The organism is Kitasatospora sp. NPDC057940 (genome assembly GCF_042887425.1).
GTDB lineage: Bacteria > Actinomycetota > Actinomycetes > Streptomycetales > Streptomycetaceae > Kitasatospora.
Genome location: NZ_JBHVPH010000002.1, coordinates 182,645 through 202,298, shown reverse-complemented (window position 1 = coordinate 202,298; position 19,654 = coordinate 182,645). Strand labels below are relative to the sequence as shown.

20 protein-coding genes are annotated in these 19,654 nt (G+C 73.8%); 14 read left to right on the top strand and 6 right to left on the bottom strand.

Annotated features, from left to right (window positions below; translation table 11 throughout):
- Positions 1-208: 208 nt before the first annotated feature.
- From ACFVTF_RS04450 to ACFVTF_RS04440, 3 genes are all read right to left on the bottom strand, one after another.
- Complete coding sequence (locus ACFVTF_RS04450; RefSeq protein ID WP_387808841.1) at positions 209-739, bottom strand: hypothetical protein; 531 nt, start codon at positions 737-739, stop codon at positions 209-211.
- 166 nt (positions 740-905) lie between these two features.
- Positions 906-1,418 (bottom strand): protein phosphatase, encoded by a 513-nt coding sequence (locus ACFVTF_RS04445; protein WP_387808838.1) that lies wholly within the window; start codon positions 1,416-1,418, stop codon positions 906-908.
- A 145-nt stretch (positions 1,419-1,563) separates the two neighbouring features.
- Positions 1,564-2,808: an AI-2E family transporter gene (locus ACFVTF_RS04440; protein ID WP_387808836.1), complete on the bottom strand. Its 1,245-nt coding sequence runs from the start codon at positions 2,806-2,808 to the stop codon at positions 1,564-1,566.
- 415 nt (positions 2,809-3,223) lie between these two features.
- Here ACFVTF_RS04440 and ACFVTF_RS04435 point away from each other — a divergent pair, with 415 nt between their 5' ends.
- The gene (locus ACFVTF_RS04435) at positions 3,224-3,646 is read left to right on the top strand and encodes an STAS domain-containing protein (RefSeq protein ID WP_387808833.1); all 423 of its coding nucleotides are present in this window, start codon (positions 3,224-3,226) and stop codon (positions 3,644-3,646) included.
- 12 nt (positions 3,647-3,658) lie between these two features.
- A complete protein-coding gene (locus ACFVTF_RS04430; protein WP_387808831.1) occupies positions 3,659-4,165 on the top strand; it encodes an ATP-binding protein in 507 nt (168 codons plus the stop codon).
- 62 nt (positions 4,166-4,227) lie between these two features.
- Here the strand turns inward: ACFVTF_RS04430 and ACFVTF_RS04425 are convergent, their stop codons facing one another.
- Together ACFVTF_RS04425 and ACFVTF_RS04420 are read right to left on the bottom strand one after the other, a co-directional pair.
- A complete protein-coding gene (locus tag ACFVTF_RS04425; RefSeq protein ID WP_387808828.1) occupies positions 4,228-4,476 on the bottom strand; it encodes a hypothetical protein in 249 nt (82 codons plus the stop codon).
- Between the two features lie 10 nt (positions 4,477-4,486).
- Positions 4,487-4,810, bottom strand: a complete 324-nt coding sequence (locus ACFVTF_RS04420) for a plasmid stabilization protein (protein WP_387808825.1) — start codon at positions 4,808-4,810, stop codon at positions 4,487-4,489.
- Between the two features lie 306 nt (positions 4,811-5,116).
- Here ACFVTF_RS04420 and ACFVTF_RS04415 point away from each other — a divergent pair, with 306 nt between their 5' ends.
- The 8 genes from ACFVTF_RS04415 to ACFVTF_RS04380 all read left to right on the top strand — a co-directional run bounded on the left by ACFVTF_RS04415 (position 5,117) and on the right by ACFVTF_RS04380 (position 15,263).
- A complete protein-coding gene (locus tag ACFVTF_RS04415) occupies positions 5,117-6,136 on the top strand; it encodes a SigB/SigF/SigG family RNA polymerase sigma factor (protein WP_387808822.1) in 1,020 nt (339 codons plus the stop codon).
- A 156-nt stretch (positions 6,137-6,292) separates the two neighbouring features.
- Positions 6,293-6,655 carry an STAS domain-containing protein gene (locus tag ACFVTF_RS04410; protein ID WP_387808820.1) on the top strand — a complete coding sequence of 121 codons (363 nt, stop codon included), beginning with the start codon at positions 6,293-6,295 and terminating at the stop codon, positions 6,653-6,655.
- A 172-nt stretch (positions 6,656-6,827) separates the two neighbouring features.
- Positions 6,828-10,121 carry a HAMP domain-containing protein gene (locus ACFVTF_RS04405; RefSeq protein WP_387808817.1) on the top strand — a complete coding sequence of 1,098 codons (3,294 nt, stop codon included), beginning with the start codon at positions 6,828-6,830 and terminating at the stop codon, positions 10,119-10,121.
- Positions 10,118-12,463: a PP2C family protein-serine/threonine phosphatase gene (locus ACFVTF_RS04400; protein ID WP_387808814.1), complete on the top strand. Its 2,346-nt coding sequence runs from the start codon at positions 10,118-10,120 to the stop codon at positions 12,461-12,463. Before ACFVTF_RS04405 ends, ACFVTF_RS04400 begins: the two co-directional genes overlap by 4 nt.
- Positions 12,464-12,619: 156 nt before the next feature.
- The gene (locus ACFVTF_RS04395; RefSeq protein ID WP_387808811.1) at positions 12,620-13,048 is read left to right on the top strand and encodes a hypothetical protein; all 429 of its coding nucleotides are present in this window, start codon (positions 12,620-12,622) and stop codon (positions 13,046-13,048) included.
- A 101-nt stretch (positions 13,049-13,149) separates the two neighbouring features.
- The gene (locus tag ACFVTF_RS04390) at positions 13,150-13,575 is read left to right on the top strand and encodes an ATP-binding protein (RefSeq protein ID WP_387808809.1); all 426 of its coding nucleotides are present in this window, start codon (positions 13,150-13,152) and stop codon (positions 13,573-13,575) included.
- Between the two features lie 298 nt (positions 13,576-13,873).
- Positions 13,874-14,683, top strand: coding sequence for a YhjD/YihY/BrkB family envelope integrity protein (locus ACFVTF_RS04385; protein WP_387808806.1), 810 nt, complete (start codon positions 13,874-13,876; stop codon positions 14,681-14,683).
- Between the two features lie 121 nt (positions 14,684-14,804).
- Positions 14,805-15,263, top strand: a complete 459-nt coding sequence (locus tag ACFVTF_RS04380) for an SRPBCC family protein (protein WP_350878726.1) — start codon at positions 14,805-14,807, stop codon at positions 15,261-15,263.
- 96 nt (positions 15,264-15,359) lie between these two features.
- Here the strand turns inward: ACFVTF_RS04380 and ACFVTF_RS04375 are convergent, their stop codons facing one another.
- A complete protein-coding gene (locus ACFVTF_RS04375; protein ID WP_387808803.1) occupies positions 15,360-17,522 on the bottom strand; it encodes a catalase in 2,163 nt (720 codons plus the stop codon).
- Positions 17,523-17,735: 213 nt separating this feature from the next.
- Between ACFVTF_RS04375 and ACFVTF_RS04370 the strand changes: the two genes are divergently transcribed.
- From ACFVTF_RS04370 to ACFVTF_RS04355, 4 genes are all read left to right on the top strand, one after another.
- Positions 17,736-18,260 (top strand): hemerythrin domain-containing protein, encoded by a 525-nt coding sequence (locus ACFVTF_RS04370; RefSeq protein ID WP_387808800.1) that lies wholly within the window; start codon positions 17,736-17,738, stop codon positions 18,258-18,260.
- A 55-nt stretch (positions 18,261-18,315) separates the two neighbouring features.
- Positions 18,316-18,645 (top strand): helix-turn-helix transcriptional regulator, encoded by a 330-nt coding sequence (locus ACFVTF_RS04365; protein ID WP_387808798.1) that lies wholly within the window; start codon positions 18,316-18,318, stop codon positions 18,643-18,645.
- Positions 18,646-18,811: 166 nt separating this feature from the next.
- A complete protein-coding gene (locus ACFVTF_RS04360) occupies positions 18,812-19,294 on the top strand; it encodes an STAS domain-containing protein (RefSeq protein WP_387808795.1) in 483 nt (160 codons plus the stop codon).
- A 40-nt stretch (positions 19,295-19,334) separates the two neighbouring features.
- Positions 19,335-19,571 (top strand): DUF6296 family protein, encoded by a 237-nt coding sequence (locus ACFVTF_RS04355; protein ID WP_387808792.1) that lies wholly within the window; start codon positions 19,335-19,337, stop codon positions 19,569-19,571.
- Positions 19,572-19,654 lie beyond the last annotated feature (83 nt).

Sequence of the window (19,654 nt, the reverse complement as noted above, 5' to 3'; positions counted from 1 at the left end):
GCCCCCCCCCGCGCCGTTTTTACCCCGCGGGCTCACCGGCGGGGGGGGGCCCGTGCGTCGGGGGCGTGGGAGTGGGGGGGACGGGGTCGGGGCCGGGCCCCACCACGGACGGCGGTCGACGGGAGGCGGATCGGCGGGTTCGTCTCAGGCGGCGTCGTCGGCCGCCCGCGCTTGCACCGCCCGCTCCGTCATCTGCTCCGGGCTTGGGTCAGTACCCGGCCGGGGCGTCCTCGATGTCCGAGATGAGCTTGGTGCTCAGGTCGCTCTGCACGGCCAGCCTGGTGTGCCCGGCGTTGGGGCCGGTGCCCCAGGTGAGCGTGACGGTGGTGAACAGGTGCCCGGCTCCGGAGTCGTGGTACCGCACCTCCCAGTGGGTGGGCACGTCCTGGGCGCGGAGGACGCCGTCGGCGTGGTTGGCCTCCTCCCAGGCGGCCAGTCGCTGCTGGAAGTCCACCGTGAGGTAGTGGGCGCGCAGGTCGTTCGACAGGTTGTCGGTGCCGTCGAAGACGGCGTCGATGTAGGCGCCGTAGAAGTCGGCGACCCGGTCGACCGCGGAGTCCGGGCTCCCGTCGCGGACCGGGTCCCCCGGCGCCACCCGCTGCCCGCCCGCCTGCTCGGCACTGGTGGTGGAGGCGGGGTGCTGCGGGCCGGCCGCCGTGGCCTGCGGCGCGGCCACCGCCAGGATCAGGCCGACCGTGGCGGTCGCCGCCAGCAGTCCGCGTCGAACACTCAGCTTCATCGTCAGTCTCCCTCGTCATGCCAAATGGGTCGGGCCCTGGGCGGGTCACCTGGCAATGCGCGGACCGTCCGGGCCGGATCACATCGATCACCTGCCCAACGACGCCCGGGCCGGAAGGGAACGGGTCGCGTGCAATTCCGGCGCGGATTCGACCCTTCGGCATTGGTCAGGTATGGGCTTCGAGTCCGGCCAGGAGGTAGGCGACGTCCAGTCCCGTGCTGAGGTACTGCTCGAAGGTCCGGTTGTTCAGGGCCCAGGGTGATCGCGTCTGCCGGATGAGGGCGATGGCGGTGACGGCGTCGTGGCCCAGCTCGATCAGGGTCTGAGCGACGACGAGGCCTGAGCGGTTGTAGCCGGAGTGGCAACGCACGAGAACGGTTCGGCCGTTCCGGACAGCCGTAGCGGCGATGACGGCCAGCTGCCGGACCGAGTGGAGCTGCTCGGCAGTCAGTGGGCTGTCGGGGATCTCACTGATCAGATGGTCGACTCCGGGGCTCGGCCCGTGGCCTGCTCGGGTGAACAGGCTGATGACCAGGTCGAATTCGCGACCGACGACGGCGGTCTGCGCCTCGCCTCCAGGGTCGGCCCAGAAGTGTCCGCCCAACCACAGCCGCGGCCTGACCTCGTTCCACGGCGCCTGCGGTTCGGGGGTATCGCGGTCCCTCTGGCGCGTCTTCATGAGCGCTCCTCTCCGGGTGGACCAACGACGCGGTCGGACGGATGCGTTCCCTGCCCATTCCGATGTGCCGGCGGCGACCCCGTAGGTGCAGGCGGTGCCGAGGTGGCGACGGTGCCGTGAGGTCCGGCCGGTCACTGGTCACCGGTCATCGGGTGCCGCGGCCGGGGGTGGGGCGGTGGGGGTGTCGGCGTTCGGCGGGTTGGTGGGGCGGCTGACCGTGGGGTGCCGCTGGGGGGCTGGGTCGTGGGCCCGGGCGGGACGGTGGGTCGTGGTCGCGGAGTTCGCAGATCACCGCCCAGGCGACCGACACCACCGGCACCGCGACCACCGCGCCGAGGACACCGGCCAGCACGGCGCCGCCGATCACCGACAGCGCGATCGCCACCGGGTGGATCCGGACGGACCAGCCCATGACCAGCGGGTGCAGCAGATGACCCTCGATCTGGCCGATGACCACGATCAGCCCGAGCACCAGCAGCGCGACCACCGGGCCGCGGGCCGCGAGGGCGACCAGCGCGGCGACGGCCAGAGCGATGGGCGAGCCGATCAGCGGGACGAGCGCCGCGACGAACTCCAGCACGATCAGCGGCAATATGAGCGGCACCCGCAGGACGGCCAGCGCGACGCCGACCAGCACCGCGTTGGTCGCCGCCACGATCAGCACGCCCCGGGTGTAGCCGGCGAAGGTGCGCCACGCGGCGTGCCCCGCGCGGTTCCAGGCAGATCGTGACCGGGCCGGGAGCTGGTGCTGCGCCCAGCACCACATCCGGTCGCCGGAGTGGAGGAAGAACACCGAGCAGAACACCGCGAGCGCCAGCCCGGTGAGCATCTCGACGACCCGGCTCGCCCCGCTGAGCGCGGTGCTGAGCAGCGCCGAGCGGTGGGCGGTGATGAACTCGCCGAGTTTCGCCCGCAGGTCGGTGACGGTGCCGGCCCGCAGGTGGAAGGGGGCGCCGGTGAGCAGGCGGTCGATCCGCCCGAGGCCGCCGCGCAGTTCGGTGCCCAGCCGGCCCCACTCGCCGGCGACGGTCGTCCCCACCAGGGCGAGAACGCCGGCCACGACCACGATGGCGCACACGAGGGCCAGCAGGACGGCGATCGAGCGGGGCATCACCCGTGCCAGCAGGTCGACGGCCGGCCGCAGGACCGAGGTGATGACCAGCGCCAGGAACACGGCGATGACCGGCATCTGGAGCCGGCCGAGGACGGCGACGGCCAGGTAGGCGGCCACCCCGAGGAGGAGCAGTCGCCAGGTGTACCCGGCGGCGGTCCGCAGCCCGGCCGGCACGCGGTCCCCGGACCCGTCGGACACGACCGGGCGCGCCCGGGGCAGGACCACCCGGGTCGTCGGGTGGCGCCGCCGGGCCGGTCTCGCGCCGTTCACTCGCACGGGCGGCCTCCCTGGCGTCTGCCGGGCTTCGTCCGGCGTCGCGCGGCTACCCGGGCCGACGGGCCGGAAACGGGCGGGGGTACGAAAACGGGTGAGGGCGAGGAAACGGGCGGCGAGCAGGAAGCGCGACCAGCAGCGGGCCGGGGCCGCCGCGGCCGGTGTCCTGCGGCGTGGGCACGGTGATCGCCTCCTGCTCCCTCACACGTGTAGCCACCGCGGCTGCGGGCACACGCGGGGCATGGACGAGGAGCGGGTGGTGAGCCCGGGTCTGCCCGGGGCGGCGGTCCTGCCCGGGGTGGCAGCTCTGCCGCGGGCGGCGGTCCGTCCGGCCCGGGCCGTCCGCGCGACCCGATCTGCCGCACGGGATGATGGCCGGAACGACAGGACGTCACCGCGACCGTACCGGGAGCCAGCGATGCCACGGCCAGCCGAGCAGCCCGGCGGGGGCGAGGGGGAGCAGCAATCCGACGGCCTGCGCGTCACGGTGCGCCGGGAGGGCGTCGTGCGGGTGGTCTCCGTCGAAGGCGAGCTGGACCACGGCAGCGCGAACGGTCTGTGGACGGCGCTCTCCCGTCCGGTGGCCGGGGGCGAGGAACGGATCGTCGTCGATCTCACCGGCCTGCGGTTCTGCGACTCCACCGGGTTGAACCTGCTGCTTCGCGCACGCCTGGACGCCGAGGCGGCCGGCCTGCGGCTGGAACTCGCCGGTCCGAGGCCCGTGGTGGCGAGGCTGTTCGCGATCACGGAGGCCGACACGGTGCTGCGCATCCACCCCGACCTCGACGCCGCTCTGAGGACCGCGGACCCGCCGCAGCGCGGCTGCGACGACGGGGAGTGAGGAGAACCCGGCATGAAGAGCCCCGGGGAAGGAGCGTTGCCGAAGGACTCCGGTCGGAGGAACACGGCCTCCGGCCCGGGGCGGAGCGGCTCCGACCGGACCAGGCGGCTCGTGCTGGCCGGCGGTGAGGGCGCGGTCCAGCGGTCCCGGGACTTCAGCCGTACGGCGCTGCTCGCCTGGCACTGGCTGCCCGCGCTGGATGCCGGGCGGCTGGCGGCGGCGGAGGACGTCCTGCTGATGGTGTCGGAGCTGGTCACCAACGCGTGCCTGCACGCGCCCGGTGGTCCCCGGGAGCTGCGGCTGGGCTGGGACGGTGAGCGGCTGCGGGTGGAGGTCTCGGACGACAGCCCGGTCGCGCCACGGCTGCGCCCGTTCGCGGATCCGGGCCGTCCGGGCGGCCACGGGTTGCGGGTGGTGGACCGGCTGGCGCGCGACTGGGGCTGCCTGCCCGAGGGCGAGGGGAAGCTGGTCTGGCTGGAGGTCGCGGCCCCGGTGGAGCCCGGCGCACTCCAGGGTTGAGCTGGGTCCCGGGGCTGAGCGGTGTCTCAGGGCTTAGCGGGGTCCCAGGCCTGACCGGTGTCTCAGGCCTGGCCGGGGTGCGGGACCGGCGGCGGTGCCGGGTCGGGGTCGGAACCGGGGCCCGGGAACGGGTCGGGACTGGGGAAGGGCGGGATCGGCGGCGGTGCCGGGTCGGGGTCCTCACCCGGCTTCGGGGCGGGGTTCGGGTGCGGGACCGGCTCGGTGTCCGGGCCGGGGGGAGCCGGAACGGTCATCATCACCGGCGTGGTCGTCAGCAGCGGCACGGTGGTCTGCACCGTCGTCGTCCTCATGACACCCTCCTCAACGGCCCAGCGCGTGTGACAGCTCGCTCTTGTTCATCTTCGAACGGCCCTTGACGCCGCGCTGCCTGGCCTCGTTGTAGAGCTGGTCGTAGGTCGGGCCCTGGGCCCCCGTGTGCGAGCGCTGGCCGCCGCGGCGGCCGGAGGAGATGTCGTGGAGCGAACTGCGGCTCGCGGTCTTCGACTCGCCGTGCCGGGCGCGTTCCTTGTTCACTGTGCGGGCGGCGATCTCCTCGGCCCGCTTCTGGCTCTCGCCCCGGTCGAGCGCGCTGTCCTTGATGTGCTCGTACTGGCGCTCCCGTTTGGGGCTGGATCCTCGGGGCATGGCGGCGCTCCTTGTCGTGGTGTCGTGGTGGGAGGGCGTTGCCCGAGCGCGTGTACCCGTGGATAAGGTAATAAACCACCCAAAACATGAATCGGAAGTCGTGTGTCGGGTAGAGAACGCATGGACGCGGCCATGGATCGCAGCCAGTCGCGTCCGCACCCCCGCGGGGTGCCACCGGGACCGTCGCCCGACCGAGTCGGGCCCAGGTCCTCCGGAAAGTCCTCCGGAAAGCAGCCCCTCCGCGTTCGACGCGAGCCGCTCGCGGTGCCGGGCGTTCGCCCCGATGCCCCAGGAGAGAGAGCCACCGTGTCCACCACGCTGGAAACCGGTCGCCCCACCGACCGGACGGCCGCCCCGCCGTCCGGCCTCCCGCCCGACGTGCCTCCCCGCCCGACGGACGCGCAACTGCGCGCGATGGGCAAGTACGAGGCACGCGAACTCAGCGACGCGCTGTTCGAGCGCCTGGCCGCACTCGCCCGCGAAAGCCACGCGTACAGCTACGTGCGCGGCACGATCATCGAGCTCAACATGCCGCTGGTGCGCTTCATCGCCGCCCGCTTCCGCCACCGCGCCGAGGACATGGACGACATCCTCCAGGTCGGCACGATCGGCCTGATCAAGGCCGTCGACGGTTACGACCCGCACCGCGGCGTCGAGTTCGTCACCTACGCCATCCCCACCATCGCCGGTGAGATCAAGCGCTTCTTCCGCGACACCTCCTGGCCGGTCCGGGTCCCGCGCGGCATGCAGGAGCTGTACCTGACCGTCGCCCGCGGATCCGACCGGCTGGAGCAGGAACTCGGCCGCCTCCCGCACCCCGACGAGATCGCCGAGGACCTCCACATCACCGTCGAGGAGGCCACCGAGGGCCTGGTCGCCGGCCGCGTCTACCGGCCCGACTCGCTGGACGCGCCGCGCGAGCAGGACCTCGACGAGAGCGGCAGCGCCATGCTCGACCACATGGGGGCCTGCGACCCCGGCATCGAACTCGCGGACTTCCGCACCGCCGTGCGCCCCCTGCTCGCCCGGCTGTCGTGCCGCGATCAGACGGTGCTCAAGCTGCGCTTCTGGGACGGCTGGACCCAGTCCCAGATCGCCGAGCGCATCGGCGTCTCCCAGATGCACGTCTCCCGCCTGCTCACCGCCACCCTCACCAGCCTGCGCGAGCAGCTGGAGGACCGCGACGCCCCCGGCTGGGCGGACGAACCTGCGGAGGAACCCGCCGGTCCGGTCGAACCCGAGGGAGCGGACGACGGGGGAGTGGACGACGGCGCAGTGGACGCCGAGGAAAACGAGGAAGTCGCCGAACCCGAGGCGCCGCGCTGATTCCCCTCCCTCCCGGGCGTTTCCGGCCCCCCGCAGCGGATAGCCGCGCTGCGGGGGGCCGCCATGGACGCGGGCTGCGCCTCGCACCTGCCCGGGCGGACGCGTACCGCACGGCGTGAACCGCCCGACCGGCCGCCAACGGAAGGAGCCGACACCATGACCCGCCGACCACCGACCGGCCGTGTCCCGCAGACGGGCGGATTCACGGCGCTGGCCCGGCCGTGGGCCGGCGGCACCGTCCTCGCGCTCGCCGGCGAACTCGACCTCGACTCGGTCGGCGACCTGCACACGGCTCTCGACGCGGCCCTGGCCGCGCCGCTGACCGTCATCGTGCTCGACTGCGAGGGCCTGGAGTTCTGCGACTCCACGGGGCTCAACGCGATGTTCCGGGCCCACGCCCGTGCGGCCGCCGAGGGCAGCCGGATCGAACTGGCCCGCCCCCGCCCGCTGGTCCTGCGGATGCTCGAACTGACCGGGGCCGTCGAGGTCTTCGTGCTGCGGGACGCGCCACCGGAGTGAACGCGTCGCCGGCGGTCGTGGACGCCCCCCGGCCCGCCGGAGCGACACCTGTCCTGTCTGTCGCCCTTCGCCGTCCGGTGGCACAGTGGGAGCAGGGCGGCGGCCCGCCGCCCCGGGGTCGGGGAGCCCGTCGGGCACCCCGGTCGTGCGGCGGACCCGGGCGGTGGGACGGATGGACGAGCGGCCGGTACCCGGCGCCGACCCGGCCGAGCAGGCCCTGCGGCACCTGCTCGCCGGGCTGACCGCCGTACGCGACGGGGACTTCGCCACCCGGCTCGCGCCCGAGCAGCCCGGCGTGCTCGGGGAGATCGCGACCGTCTTCAACACCATGGTCGACCAGCTGTCCGCGTTCGCCGCCGAGGTGACCAGGGTCGCCCGCGAGGTCGGCACCGCCGGCAACCTGGGCGGCCAGACCACCGTCAAGGGCGTCAGCGGAGCGTGGAAGGACCTCTCCGACAACGTCAACGTGATGGCCTCCAACCTGACCGGCCAGGTCCGCTCGATGTCCGAGGTGGCGACGGCCGTCGCGCGCGGGGACCTCTCCCGGAAGATCACGGTGGAGGCCGAGGGCGAGGTCGCGGCCCTCGCCGACGCGATCAACACCATGGTGGACACCCTGTGCGTCTTCGCCGAAGAGGTGACCCGGGTGGCGCGGGAGGTCGGCACCGAGGGCATCCTCGGCGGCCAGGCCCGCGTCCCCAACGTCGCCGGGACGTGGAAGGACCTCACCGACAGCGTCAACTTCATGGCGCACAACCTCACCAGCCAGGTGCGCAACATCGCCCAGGTCACCACGGCCGTCGCCGGGGGCGACCTCACCCGCAAGATCGACGTGGACGCGCGCGGGGAGATCCTGGAGCTGAAGACGACCGTCAACACGATGGTCGACCAGCTGTCCTCCTTCGCGGCCGAGGTGACCAGGGTGGCCCGGGAGGTCGGCAGCGAGGGCCGGCTCGGCGGCCAGGCCCGGGTGGAGGGCGTCTCCGGCACCTGGAAGCGCCTCACCGAGAACGTCAACGAGCTGGCCGGCAACCTCACCCGGCAGGTCCGCGCGATCGCCGAGGTCACCAGCGCCGTCGCCGCCGGCGACCTCACCCGCTCGATCAGTGTGGACGCCTCCGGCGAGGTCGCCGACCTCAAGGACAACATCAACGCCATGGTGGAGTCGCTGCGCGAGACCACCCGCGCCAACCAGGAGCAGGACTGGCTCAAGACCAACCTCGCCCACTTCTCCGCCGCCATCCAGGGCAGGCGGGGCATCCGGGCCGCCGCCGAGATGATCACCGACGAACTGACACCCCTGGTCGGCGCCCAGTACGGCGCCTTCTACCTCGCCGAGGAGACCGCCGCCGGCCCCGCACTCGCCCTGATCAGCGCCTACGGCCGCCCGGTCGGGAACGCGCCGCCGCAGCGGCTGCGCCCGGGCGAATCCCTGCTCGGCCAGGCCGCCCGCACCCGGCGCACCATCGCCGTGGACGATCTGCCACCCGGCTACGCCGTCATCTCCTCCGGCTCCGGCGCCGCCGACGCCCGCTCGCTCGTGATCCTGCCGATCGCCCTGGAGGAATGGCTGCTCGGCGTCCTGGAGTTCGCCTCCGTCCACCCGTTCACCCAGGTCCACCGCGACTTCCTGACGCGGTTCGCCGAGTCCTGCGGCGTCAACATCGGCACGCTGCTCGCCAACGCCCGCACCGACGAACTGCTCGCCGAGTCCCAGCACCTCACGGCCGAACTCCGGGCCCGCTCCGAAGAGCTCCAGGAAGGGCAGGAGGAACTACGGTACTCCAACGCGGAACTGGCGGAGAAGGCCGCCCTGCTCGCCCAGCGCAACCGCGACATCGAGGCCAAGAACCTGGAGATCGAACAGGCCCGCCAGGAACTGGAGGAGCGCGCCCGGCAGTTGAGCCTCAGCTCGATGTACAAGTCGGAGTTCCTGGCCAACATGAGCCACGAACTGCGCACCCCGCTCAACAGCCTGCTCATCCTGGCCCAACTGCTCGCCCAGAACTCCACCGGCAACCTGACCCCCAAACAGGTCGAGTACGCGGGCGTCATCCACTCCGCCGGCACCGACCTGCTCCAGCTCATCAACGACATCCTCGACCTCTCCAAGGTCGAGGCCGGGAAGATGGAGCTGGCCCCCGCGCCCTTCGCCGTCCGCACGCTGCTGGAGTACGTCGAGTCGACCTTCAAGCCGCTCGCCGACCAGAAGGGCCTCGCCTTCGAGGTCGAGGTCGACCACTCGGTGCCGCAGGAACTCGTCACCGACCAGGCCCGACTGCGCCAGGTCCTGCGCAACCTCCTCTCCAACGCCGTCAAGTTCACCGACGTCGGCCGGGTCGGGCTGCGGATCGAGCACGCCGAACACCCCGACCTGCCGCCCGAACTCGGCCGCGCGGCCGAGGCGGTGGCGTTCCACGTCGAGGACACCGGCATCGGCATCGACCCCGCCCACCTGGACAGCATCTTCGGCGCCTTCCAACAGGCCGACGGCACCACCAGCCGGCGCTACGGCGGCACCGGCCTCGGGCTGTCGATCAGCCGTGAACTCGCCCGGCTCCTCGGCGGCACCCTCACCGTCCGCTCCTCCGTCGGCCTGGGCAGCCGCTTCACCCTCCACCTGCCACTGGGCCAAGCACCGCTGCCGCCGGCCGACCGCCCGCACGTCCTCGTCGTCGAACCCGACCCGCCGGGCCTGCTCACCCTGGTCACCCGCGACGCCACGGACGCGCTGGGCACATCGGAGCAGCCGGTCCAGCTCCACAGCGTCGGGGACGAGGCCGAACTGCGGGCCGCCCTCGGCGCCGGACCGTACCGCTGCGTCGTCCTCGACCTGGCCCACTCCGGCGAACTGGCCCCCACCCTGCTCGACGTCCTGGCCGACGACACCCCCGTCCTCGGTTACCAGGGCGACGGCCCCGTCCTCGGTTACCAGGGCGACGGCCCGAGCGGCCGCTCCGACCCCGCCATCGGCCGGGTCGACCTCATCCACGGCCTGGACGACCTGCGGGAACGCGTGATCCACCTGCTCGGCGGACGGCATCCGGTCGCGCCCGCCGCCGACCCGGACCCGCCCCCCGACGACACGCTCGCCGGGCGGACCGTCCTGATCGTCGACGACGACCTGCGCAACGTCTTCGCCCTCGCCGCAGCCCTCGAACAGCAGGGCCTGAACGTGCTGCACGCCCCCGACGGCCGTGCCGGGCTCGACCTGCTGCGCACCCACCCCGAGACCGACCTCGTGCTGATGGACGTGATGATGCCCGGCCTCGACGGCTACGCCGCGATCGCCGCCATCCGCGCCGACGAGCGCTTCGCCCGCCTGCCGGTCATCGCCGTCACCGCCAAGGCCATGCCGGGGGACCACGACAAGAGCCTCGCCGCCGGCGCCGACGACCACGTCACCAAACCCGTCGACACCCGACACCTGCTCGGCCGGATGCAGCACTGGCTGGACGCGCCATGACCCCAGGGCAGGAGCCTTCGGGCACCACGGCCCGGGACACCACGGCCCGGGCCCTCGCCGAGACCGTGCGCCGGCTCCAGGGCGCCGCCGCCCGGGTGCAGGCCGACGCCCGGGCCCGCGCTGTCGTAGACCTGGCCACCGGGATCCTGGCCGAGCGCCTCGGCCTGCTGCCCGCCGAAGCCGCCGCCCGCCTCGCCAGGCTCGCCCGGGAGGCAGCCGTGCCCGTGGCGGCCCTGGCCGCCGACATCGCCGGGGTGTCCGGCCAGGCAGCCGGGGCGGCCGATCCTGCGCCGCCCGATCCCGTGACGCCCGCGCTGGCCGCCGTCGTCGATCTGCAGGGCGTCGCCGAAGCCGTCCTGGAGCAGACGGCGGACGCGCTCGGCGCGCACGCCGTCGCGCTGTGGCTGCGGCTGCCGGGCGGCGTGCTCGCCCTCGCCGCGCACGCCGGGCTGCCCGCCGCCGAGGCCGACGCCTGGAGCCGGGTGCCACCCGGCGTCCCCACCCCGGCCCAGCGCGTCGTGGTCGGCGGCGCGGAGCTGTGGCCCGGCGATCCGCAGGCCGCAGGCCCGTCGGTGGGAGCCGGCTCGGCCCGGGCCGTCCTCCCGCTGATCGGCGCGGGCCGCCGCCGGGGTGCGCTGGAGGTCCTGTGGCCCGCACCCGGCCCCGGCCCTGACTCCGGCCCCGGCCCTGCGCCGGTTCTCGGAGAGCCCCAGCGCCGCCGGCTCCACGCCCTCGCCGACCTCTGCGCGACCCTGCTGGCCGACGCCGACACCGGCGCTTCCGCCCGCGCTTTCGTCCCCGCTGCCGTCCCTGCTCCCGCCCCCGTCCCGCCCGGCGACGACACCGCGCTCCTGGAGGGCCTGCCCACTCCGGCCCTGCTGCTGGAACCGGTCGTCCGCCGGGGAGAGATCACCGACTTCACGCTCCTGCGCACCAACGCGCACTTCCGCGACCCGCTGGGCCGCCCCCGCGACACGCTGGAGGGCGCCTCGCTCCTGGAGGTCTACCCGGCCGCGTGCGCCGGCGGCCTCTTCGAACGGCTGCTCCGGGTGCACGAGACCGGGGCCCCGCTGGCCGGCGAGCGCGTCCGGCTGGTCTTCCAGCAGGGCGGACTCGCGCTTCCCGCCACCGTCCTGCTCGCGGCGGCCCCCGTCGGCGGCCGCGTGCTGGTCGGCTGGCAGACGGAGACCGCGCGGACCGGTGAGGCCGACCAGACCGCCCTGCTGCGTCAGGCCCAGCGGCTGGCCCGGGTGGCCGGGTTCGAGGAGTGCCCGGCCGACGGCCGGATCCGCTGGAGCGACGGCCTGCACGAGATCTACGGGCTGGCGCCCGACACCGACCCGGTACCGCTGGCCCAGCTCGCCCGGCACGCCCACCCCGACGACGAGCCCGCGATCCGGCGCCTGCTGGACACCGTCCAGCGCCGGCACCGGACCGCGTCCGCCGTCGTCCGCCTGGTCCACCGGGACGGCACCCACCGGTACACCCGGGTGATCGCCGAACCCGTCCTCGACGACGACGGCCGGCTCACCGGCGTGCGCGGCGCCCTCCACGACGTGTCCGCCCAGCACCGTACGGAGGTCGCCCTCGGCGCCACCCGGGCACGCCTGGCCGACAGCGAGCAGGAGACCGCCGACAGCGAGCGACTGGCGCTGCGGCTCCAGCAGGCCATCCTGCCCACCGCCCCGCCCCCGCTCGGCCCGGCCGGCCTGCGCGCCGCCGTCCGCTACCGCCCGGCCGCCCAGCACGACCGGGTCGGCGGCGACTGGTACGACGTGCTGCTGCTGCCCGACAAGCGGGTGCTGCTCACCGTCGGGGACGTCGCCGGGCACGGTGTCGGCGCGGCCACCGGCATGGTCGCCCTGCGGCACGCGCTGCGCGGCCTCGCCGTCACGGGCGCCGGCCCGGCCCGGATGCTGGAGTGGGCCAACACCGTCGCCCTGCGCGAACCCGGCCAGATCACCGCGACGGCCGTCTGCGTGCTCGTCGACCCGGCCGGCGGCGAACTGCGCTGGGCGCGGGCCGGGCACCTGCCCCCGATCCTGGTCGGGGCGGACGGCGCCCAGGTGCTGCCGCTGCCGCACGGCGTGCTCCTCGGTGCCCTGGACGACGCCCGGTACGAGGAGCGCACCGCCCACCTGCCGCCGGGCGACGTCCTGGTCCTCTACACCGACGGCCTGGTCGAACGCCGGGACCGCCCGGTCGAGGAGTCCGTCGACCAGCTGATCCGCGCGGCCGGAGCCCCCGGCCCCGACCTGGAGCGCTACCTCGACCGCCTGCTGGACCTCAGCCCCGCCGACACCGACGACGACACCTGCCTGATCGCCGTCCAGAGCCGGTAGTCCCTCCCCGGTAACGCCCTGACGGTCCCCTCGCCCCGGTGGTCCCCTCGCCCCGAGCGGGAGCGGGCCTGCGAAGTACGGCGTTAGGCGCGGGCCCGCCCGGGTAGGCGCGGCCCTGCGGGGGCGACCGGAACCGAACGACGGAGAGGATTCCCCATGTTGCTGCTAGGACTCCTGCTGATGGCGGCGGCCGGTGCCTTCGCCGGACTGCTGATCGCGGACAACCTCTCCGGCGGGCCCGACTACCAGGCGACGGTGCTGGGCATCCACCTGCCGGCGCTCAGCAGTCTGGGCATCTTCCTCGCCGGGCTGGCCCTCGCCCTGCTCTTCTGCCTGGGCCTGGCCCTGATGATGATGACGGCCCGGCGGTCCCGACGCCACGTCCGGCCGGGCGCGCACCGGGCGGTCCCCCAGCGGTCCCAAGCGGTGGTGCGGCCGGACCCGCCCGAGCGGACCCTCCGGTCCGACGAGGGCGAGCAGCCCGCGCCGCCGGAGGAACGCGCCGCCCAGGAGGGCGGCCGGGACGCCGGCCTGCCGGCCGAGCCCCCGCGCGGCGGCCGGCACCGTCACCTGTTCGGTCACTGAGGCTGTTCGGTCACTGAGGCGCCGGAGGCGTCGCGACGCCCCCGCAGCCGATCCCACGACGACCACGGGCCCCTCGCCGGGCCGGGGAAGGACGCGACCGCATGACCGGACCACGGCCTTCCCCCGGACGCCCGTTCCCCACGAGGCCGCAGGCGCAGCGGCTGCCGCTGCGGGCCCACCCCGGGGCGGCAGCCGACGCCCGGGCCTTCACCGCCGAGTTCCTGGCCGACGTCGGTGACCCGCTGTTGGTCGCCGACGCCGTCCTGCTGGTCTCCGAACTCGTCGGCAACGCCCTGCGCCACGCCGGCGAGCCCGGGACGCTGCTCCTGATCCGTGCCACCGGCCGGTTGCGGATCGAGGTCAGCGACTCCAGCCCGCGCCCGCCGCTGCCCCGGCCCCCGCATCCCCCGGACGAACCGGGAGGCCTCGGCCTGTTCCTGCTGAGCCGGCTCACCCTGCGCTGGGGCTGGCACCCGTCGGGGCCGGGCAAGACGGTGTGGTGTGACCTGCGGCTGCCCGCGAGCTGACGGCCTGGCCGGCGCCTGCCGGGCGGGTGTTCCGCGTCCGCGTCCGGGAGGAGCGGTGTCCGCGCGCGGCCACCCGGCGGCGCCGGACGCCGGTCGCGGCGCCGGAGCGCCGGACGCGCCCCTCGCGGTGGCATTCTGACGGGGCAGGTCCGTCCGTGGGCGTCGAGCAGAGCGAGGATCCAGTGGCCGTGAACCGACCGTCGCCGTCCCCGTCCCAGCAGTCCCAGCCGTTTCCGCCGTCCCCGCCGTGGCGGTCCCCGTCGCCGTCGTCGCCGTGTGGCCTCCTGGGTTGAGCGGCGTGCACCGCCGCAGTCGGCTGGCGGAGATCGCCCGCAGCTGGTGGCAGGTCCTGCGGGCGGCTGTCGTCGGTGTGTGGGAACACGGCCGCACCATCGAACTGCTCCAGCGCTCGATGGCCTTCGCGGCACTCTTCTTCGTGACCCTGGTGCCGCTGCTGATCGTCATCGCGGCGGCCTTCCCCGCGCGCGGCAGCGGGATCTCCGAGTGGATCACCGACGGCCTCGGCCTGAGCGGGCCCGGCGCCGACGCCGTCCACCGGCTCTTCGCCTCCCGGGGCCAGGTGCTCAGCACGACCACGGGCTTCGGCCTGGCCGCGCTGGCGGTCTTCGGGGTCTCGTTGATGGCGTCCGTCCAGGGCGTGTACGAGCGGGTGTGGGAGCTCGACCGCGGCCCCTGGCACGCCGTCTGGCGCCAGACCCTCGGCCTGGCCGGGCTGATCGGGTACATCGTGCTGGCCGCCTCCAGCGGCATGCCCTGGCACCACTCGTCCGTCCAGCCCTCCTTCCGCATCGCCGTCTCGACCGTCGGCGGCCTCCTGCTGTTCTGGTGGCTCCAGCACCTGCTGCTGGCCGGACGCGTCCCGACGAGGCAGCTGCTGCCCGGAGCCGTCGCGACCATGGTGGCGCTGGCGGGCCTGCGGCTCTTCTCGCGCCTGGTCTTCGCGCCGCTGCTGGTGTCCAACGCGGTCTCCTACGGGACGGTCGGGACGGTGCTGATCGTCCAGTCGTGGCTGATCGGCGTCGGCTACACCGTCTACGGCGGCGCGCTGGCCGGGCGCGCCGTGGTCCAGGCCCGCCGCGCGTCGTAGCGCCGGTGCCGGGCCGGGTGGCCGGTGCTGCGGCGTCCGGGTGGGTTAGGGCGCGGCGCAGCGGGCAGGCGCGCGGGCGGCCGGGAAGGACTCGGCCACCGCACACGTGAGGAGGCCCCAGATGAGCATGGTGAAGGAGACGGTCGACGTCGACGTGCCGCTGCACGCCGCGTACAACCAGTGGACCCAGTTCGAGGAGTTCCCGCGCTTCATGGAGGGCGTCGACGCGGTGACCCAGCTGGACGAGCGCCACAACCACTGGCGGACCAGCATCGGCGGCGTCACCCGCGAGTTCGACACCGAGATCATCGACCAGCTGCCCGATGAGCGGATCGCCTGGCGCACGACGGACGGCGACGTGCGGCAGAAGGGCGTCGTCACCTTCCAGGAGCTGGATGACCGGCACACCCGGATCAACCTGGCCATCAACTTCCAGCCGGAGGGGATGGCCGAGAAGACCGGCGACATGCTGGGCATGGTCGACCGCAGGGTCAAGGGGGACCTCCGGCGCTTCAAGGACTTCATCGAGGACCAGGGCCGGGAGCAGGGCGCCTGGCGCGGCCGGATCACCCCCGGCTGAGCCCCGTCACCTGTTCACGCCCCTGACCGCACCCCCTGGCGGCGGCCCCGGCCCGGACGTTCGGGCCGGGGCCGCCGTTGCGGTGTCGGCGCGGTGTCAGCGCTCCGGGAAGCGGTGCTGCTCGACCAGCCGGGCGAAGCCCTCCCACAGGGCCGGATCCGCCGACTCCTGCGGGTCGTGGAGCGCGACGCCGGCCAGGCCCCCGGGCGCGTCGTGACCGCCCGCCCGGGCCAGTTCGACGCCGGAACCGAGCAGCGCCGCCGGCTTGCCGTGGCGCAGCGCCTCGGCGAGGAAGCGGACGGCGTCCGGATCGGCGGCCAGCGCGGGCCCGGCGCCGTCCGGAACCACCACCGCGTCGTACAGCACCGAGGCGGTGGTGGGCAGCGGGCGGTCCACCGGCAGAGGGTCACCGCCACGGGCGGCCACGTGACCTCCGTGCGCGGCCAGCGTCTCCACCACGGCGCCCTGCGCGCCCAGCCGCTCGTGCGCGGCCCGCACCTGGCCGCCGTCGACCCCGGGCGCGGCCAGCACGGCGACCTTGCGGGTACGGATGCCGCTTCCGCGCAGATTCTCCAGGCTGAGCGCGGGGGAGACCCGAGGGCCCGCTACCTCGCCGCCCTTCGCTGCCGCCCGGTCCTCGGGCGCCGGCTCCGGCTCGGGCACGCCGATGCGTCGGGCGACCTCCGCCGCCAGGCCCGGGTCCACGCGTACCAGGTTGCCGACCATCCGGAGCCGCACCTCCTCGTCGCCCACCTTGCCGAGCTCGAACGCGAACGCGGCGGTGATGTGCCGCTGCTCCCAGCCCGCCATGCTGCGCCAGAACAGCGCGGCCTGGCTGTAGTGGTCGGCGAAGCTGGGGCTGCGCCGCCGGATCGCCCTGCCGTTGACCCGTTGCTGGTAGTGCTGGAACACCCCCTCCGGCAGGTGGCTGCCGCCCATGGTGAACGGGCAGCCGCCGCCCACCGAGTTCGGTGCGTAACTCGTCCCCGGGTGGACGACCTGCTGGCCGTAGCCGTCGCGGTGGTTGGTCCGCACGTCGGCCAGCGGGCGGTTGACGGGCAGCTGGCCGAAGTTGGGGCCGCCCAGGCGGATCAGCTGGGTGTCCAGGTAGGAGAAGTTGCGGCCCTGGAGCAGCGGGTCGTTGGTGAAGTCGATCCCGGGCACGATGTTGGCGGTGTGGAAGGCCACCTGCTCGGTCTCGGCGAAGAAGTTCTGCGGGTTGCGGTCGAGGACCATCCGCCCCACCGGGCGCACCGGCACCAGTTCCTCCGGGATCAGCTTCGTGGGGTCCAGCAGGTCGAAGGGGAAGGCGAACTCGTCCTTCGCCGTGACCAGTTGGACACCGAGCTCCCATTCGGGGAAGTCCCCCGCCTCGATCGCCTCCCACAGGTCCCGGCGGTGGAAGTCCGGATCCCGCCCGGCGGTGATCTGGGCCTCGTCCCACACCTGGGAGCAGACGCCGAGCCGCGGCCGCCAGTGGAACTTGACGAACGTGCCGCGCCCGTCCCGGTTCACCAGGCGGAAGGTGTGCACACCGAAGCCCTGCATCATCCGGTAGCTGCGCGGGATGGCCCGGTCGGACATCACCCACATCAGCATGTGGGTGGACTCGGGCTGGAGCGAGCAGAAGTCCCAGAAGGTGTCGTGCGCGGAGGCGCCGGTGGGGATCTCGTTCTGCGGTTCGGGCTTCACCGCGTGGACGAAGTCCGGGAACTTGACGGCGTCCTGGATGAAGAACACCGGCATGTTGTTGCCCACCAGGTCGTAGTTCCCGTGCCGGGTGTAGAACTTGGTGGCGAAGCCGCGGACGTCCCGTACGGTGTCGGCGGAGCCGCGCGGGCCCTGCACGGTCGAGAAACGTACGAACACCGGGGTGCGGCGCCCGGCCTCCTGGAGGAAGTCGGCGCAGGTGAACCCGGCGAGCGACTCGTACGGTTCGAAGAAGCCGTAGGCGCCGGCGCCGCGGGCGTGCACCACGCGTTCGGGGATGCGCTCGTGGTCGAAGTGGGTGAGCTTCTCGCGGAGGTGGAAGTCCTCCAGCAGGGTGGGGCCGCGGTCGCCGACGATGAGCGAGTTGTCGGTGTCGTCGACGCGCACGCCCTGGTCGGTGGTGAGCGGGCCGTCCGGGTCCGGGGCGCGGAAGGCGTCGAGTGCGGCGTCCTTGGCGTCGGTGGTGTCCGTGGCGTCGGGGTCGGGGTCGGGGCCGGGGCCGGGGCCGGCGGGCGGCTCGGGCTGGGGGGTCTCGGGGTTGGTGGGCATGTCGCGATCTCCGTCCTGGGAACGGCGCGGGGCGGCCGGGCCGTCGGCCCCCGGCTCGTGTCGGCGGGGCGGCTGCCCGATGGGTGGCCCGGCAAACCGCGCGCGAGTTTGCACACGGCGTTTGCGCACGGTGTGTGCGCACGGTGTTTGACCGAGGGGCATCGGGGGACACGCCGGAGTCGGGAGGGAAGCCTCTGAGTGAGGAGACGAGCAATGTCGAACGATGCGATCGTCCTGTTGAGGGAGGACCACAAGGAAGTCCGCCGCCTGTTCCGCCAGTACCGGGAACTCGCCGCCGGAGACGGGGACGGGGACGGGGGCGGTGGGGGGAACGCGCGGCACGAGACGGTCGAGCGGATCGTCGAGGCGCTGACCGTTCACACCTACCTGGAGGACGAACTGGTCTACCCCAGGATCCGCCAGGAGGTTCCCGGCCTCGCCGAGGACATGGACCGCGCCCGGCAGGAACACCACGTCGCCGACCTGCTCTGCGAGGAGCTGAGCCGGATGAGCCCCGGCGACGAGGGCTACGACGCCAAGACCGCCGTCCTGATCGACGCGGTCGACCGGCACATCGAGCAGGAGGAGGGCTCCTGGTTCCCGATGGTCCGGGCCGCGCTCGGCCGCAAGGAACTCCAGGAGATCGGCGAGCGGATGCAGGCCATGCGCGAGACCGCGCCGCGCCGCCCGTCCAGTGGCGGCGTGCTCCACCGCATCGCCAACGCGATCGAGGGCTGACGGCGGTGCGCCGCCGCGACCACGAAAAGCGGGAAGGAGCACGCGAATTCCTCTCATGTCCCAGCCAACGCGACCGCCCTATCCTGAGGGCGTGGAAGAACAGCAGGCCATCGGGCGCCAGTGGACGTTCCTGACCAATCACGCGCGCGTCCTGGTGCAGATCGCCCGGGACCCGGGCATCAGGGTGCGTGACATCGCGACCAGCTGCCTGCTGACCGAGCGAGCGGTCCAGCGGATCATCGTCGACCTCGAAGAGGCGGGCTACCTCAGCCACCACCGGGTCGGGCGCTCCAACGTCTACCGCGTCATCGACGGCAAGCAGCTGCGCCACCCCGCCGACAGCGGTCCGACGCTGGCGGAACTGCTGGCCGTCCTGCTGCGCTGACCGCGCCGCCGGTGGCACGTCGACGACGCGCCGACGGCACGCACTACCGAACCCGATTGCACGCATTGCCATTGACGAATTCCCGTTCACGTATCGGTTGACGTGAGAAGGGATTCGGCAGACGCTGGAGATGTCGTCCCGTGGCTCACAGGCAGGAGAAGAGACCATGCGCGGTAAGCCGCCCGTGGCGCGCCCCGCTGCCCCGACCCCGACTCCTCCACCCCCCGCGCCGCCCCCGGTCGATGGGGGCCTGTCCACGGACCTGCACGTCGCCAGGGGCCTGCTGGTCCGGCTCGCCGTCGAAGGGGACCGGGTCCGTGCGACGGTCCGCGGCGAGATCGACCTCGACGTCGTCGGCGGCCTGGACGAGACCCTCGGACGCGCGCTGCGGGCCAGCGGTACCGGGCTCGACGTCGACCTGTCCGCCGTCCCCTTCTGCGACAGCTCCGGCCTCAACCTCCTGCTGGGCCTGCGCAGCACCGCGCACCGCACCGGCCGCACCCTCGCGATCACCGCGGCCAGCACCCAGGTCGAGCGCCTGCTCGCGATCACCGAGACGACCGGACTCTTCACCCCCGCCGTCCCCGAACGCCCCGCAGCCGCCGAACGCCCCGCCGACCCCCCGCACACCGAGAACGCAGCTCCCTGACCGCACGCGGGCCACCCCGCACCACCGCAAGCCGAGAACCATGGACCCCGTCCGCCGCTACGCCATCGCCCTGCCCGGCGCGCCCGGCGCCCACGCCGCAGCGCACACCGTCATCGTGCACCTCACCGACCAACTGGGCCCCGCGCACGAGCCCGTCTACGAGGACGCCACCGGCCTGTTCCGCGTCCAGATCCGGGGCACCACCGCGGAAGTCCTCGCCGCTCCGGCCGAGTACGGAACCATCCACCCCTGCCTGGAAGCCGTCCCCATGCCCTGACCGCACTCCGGGCCGTCGGCCGTCCCGGCGGGCGCGGGGGTGTTCGTCGTGCCTGAGACCGTCCTGCCGCAGGCCGTTCCATC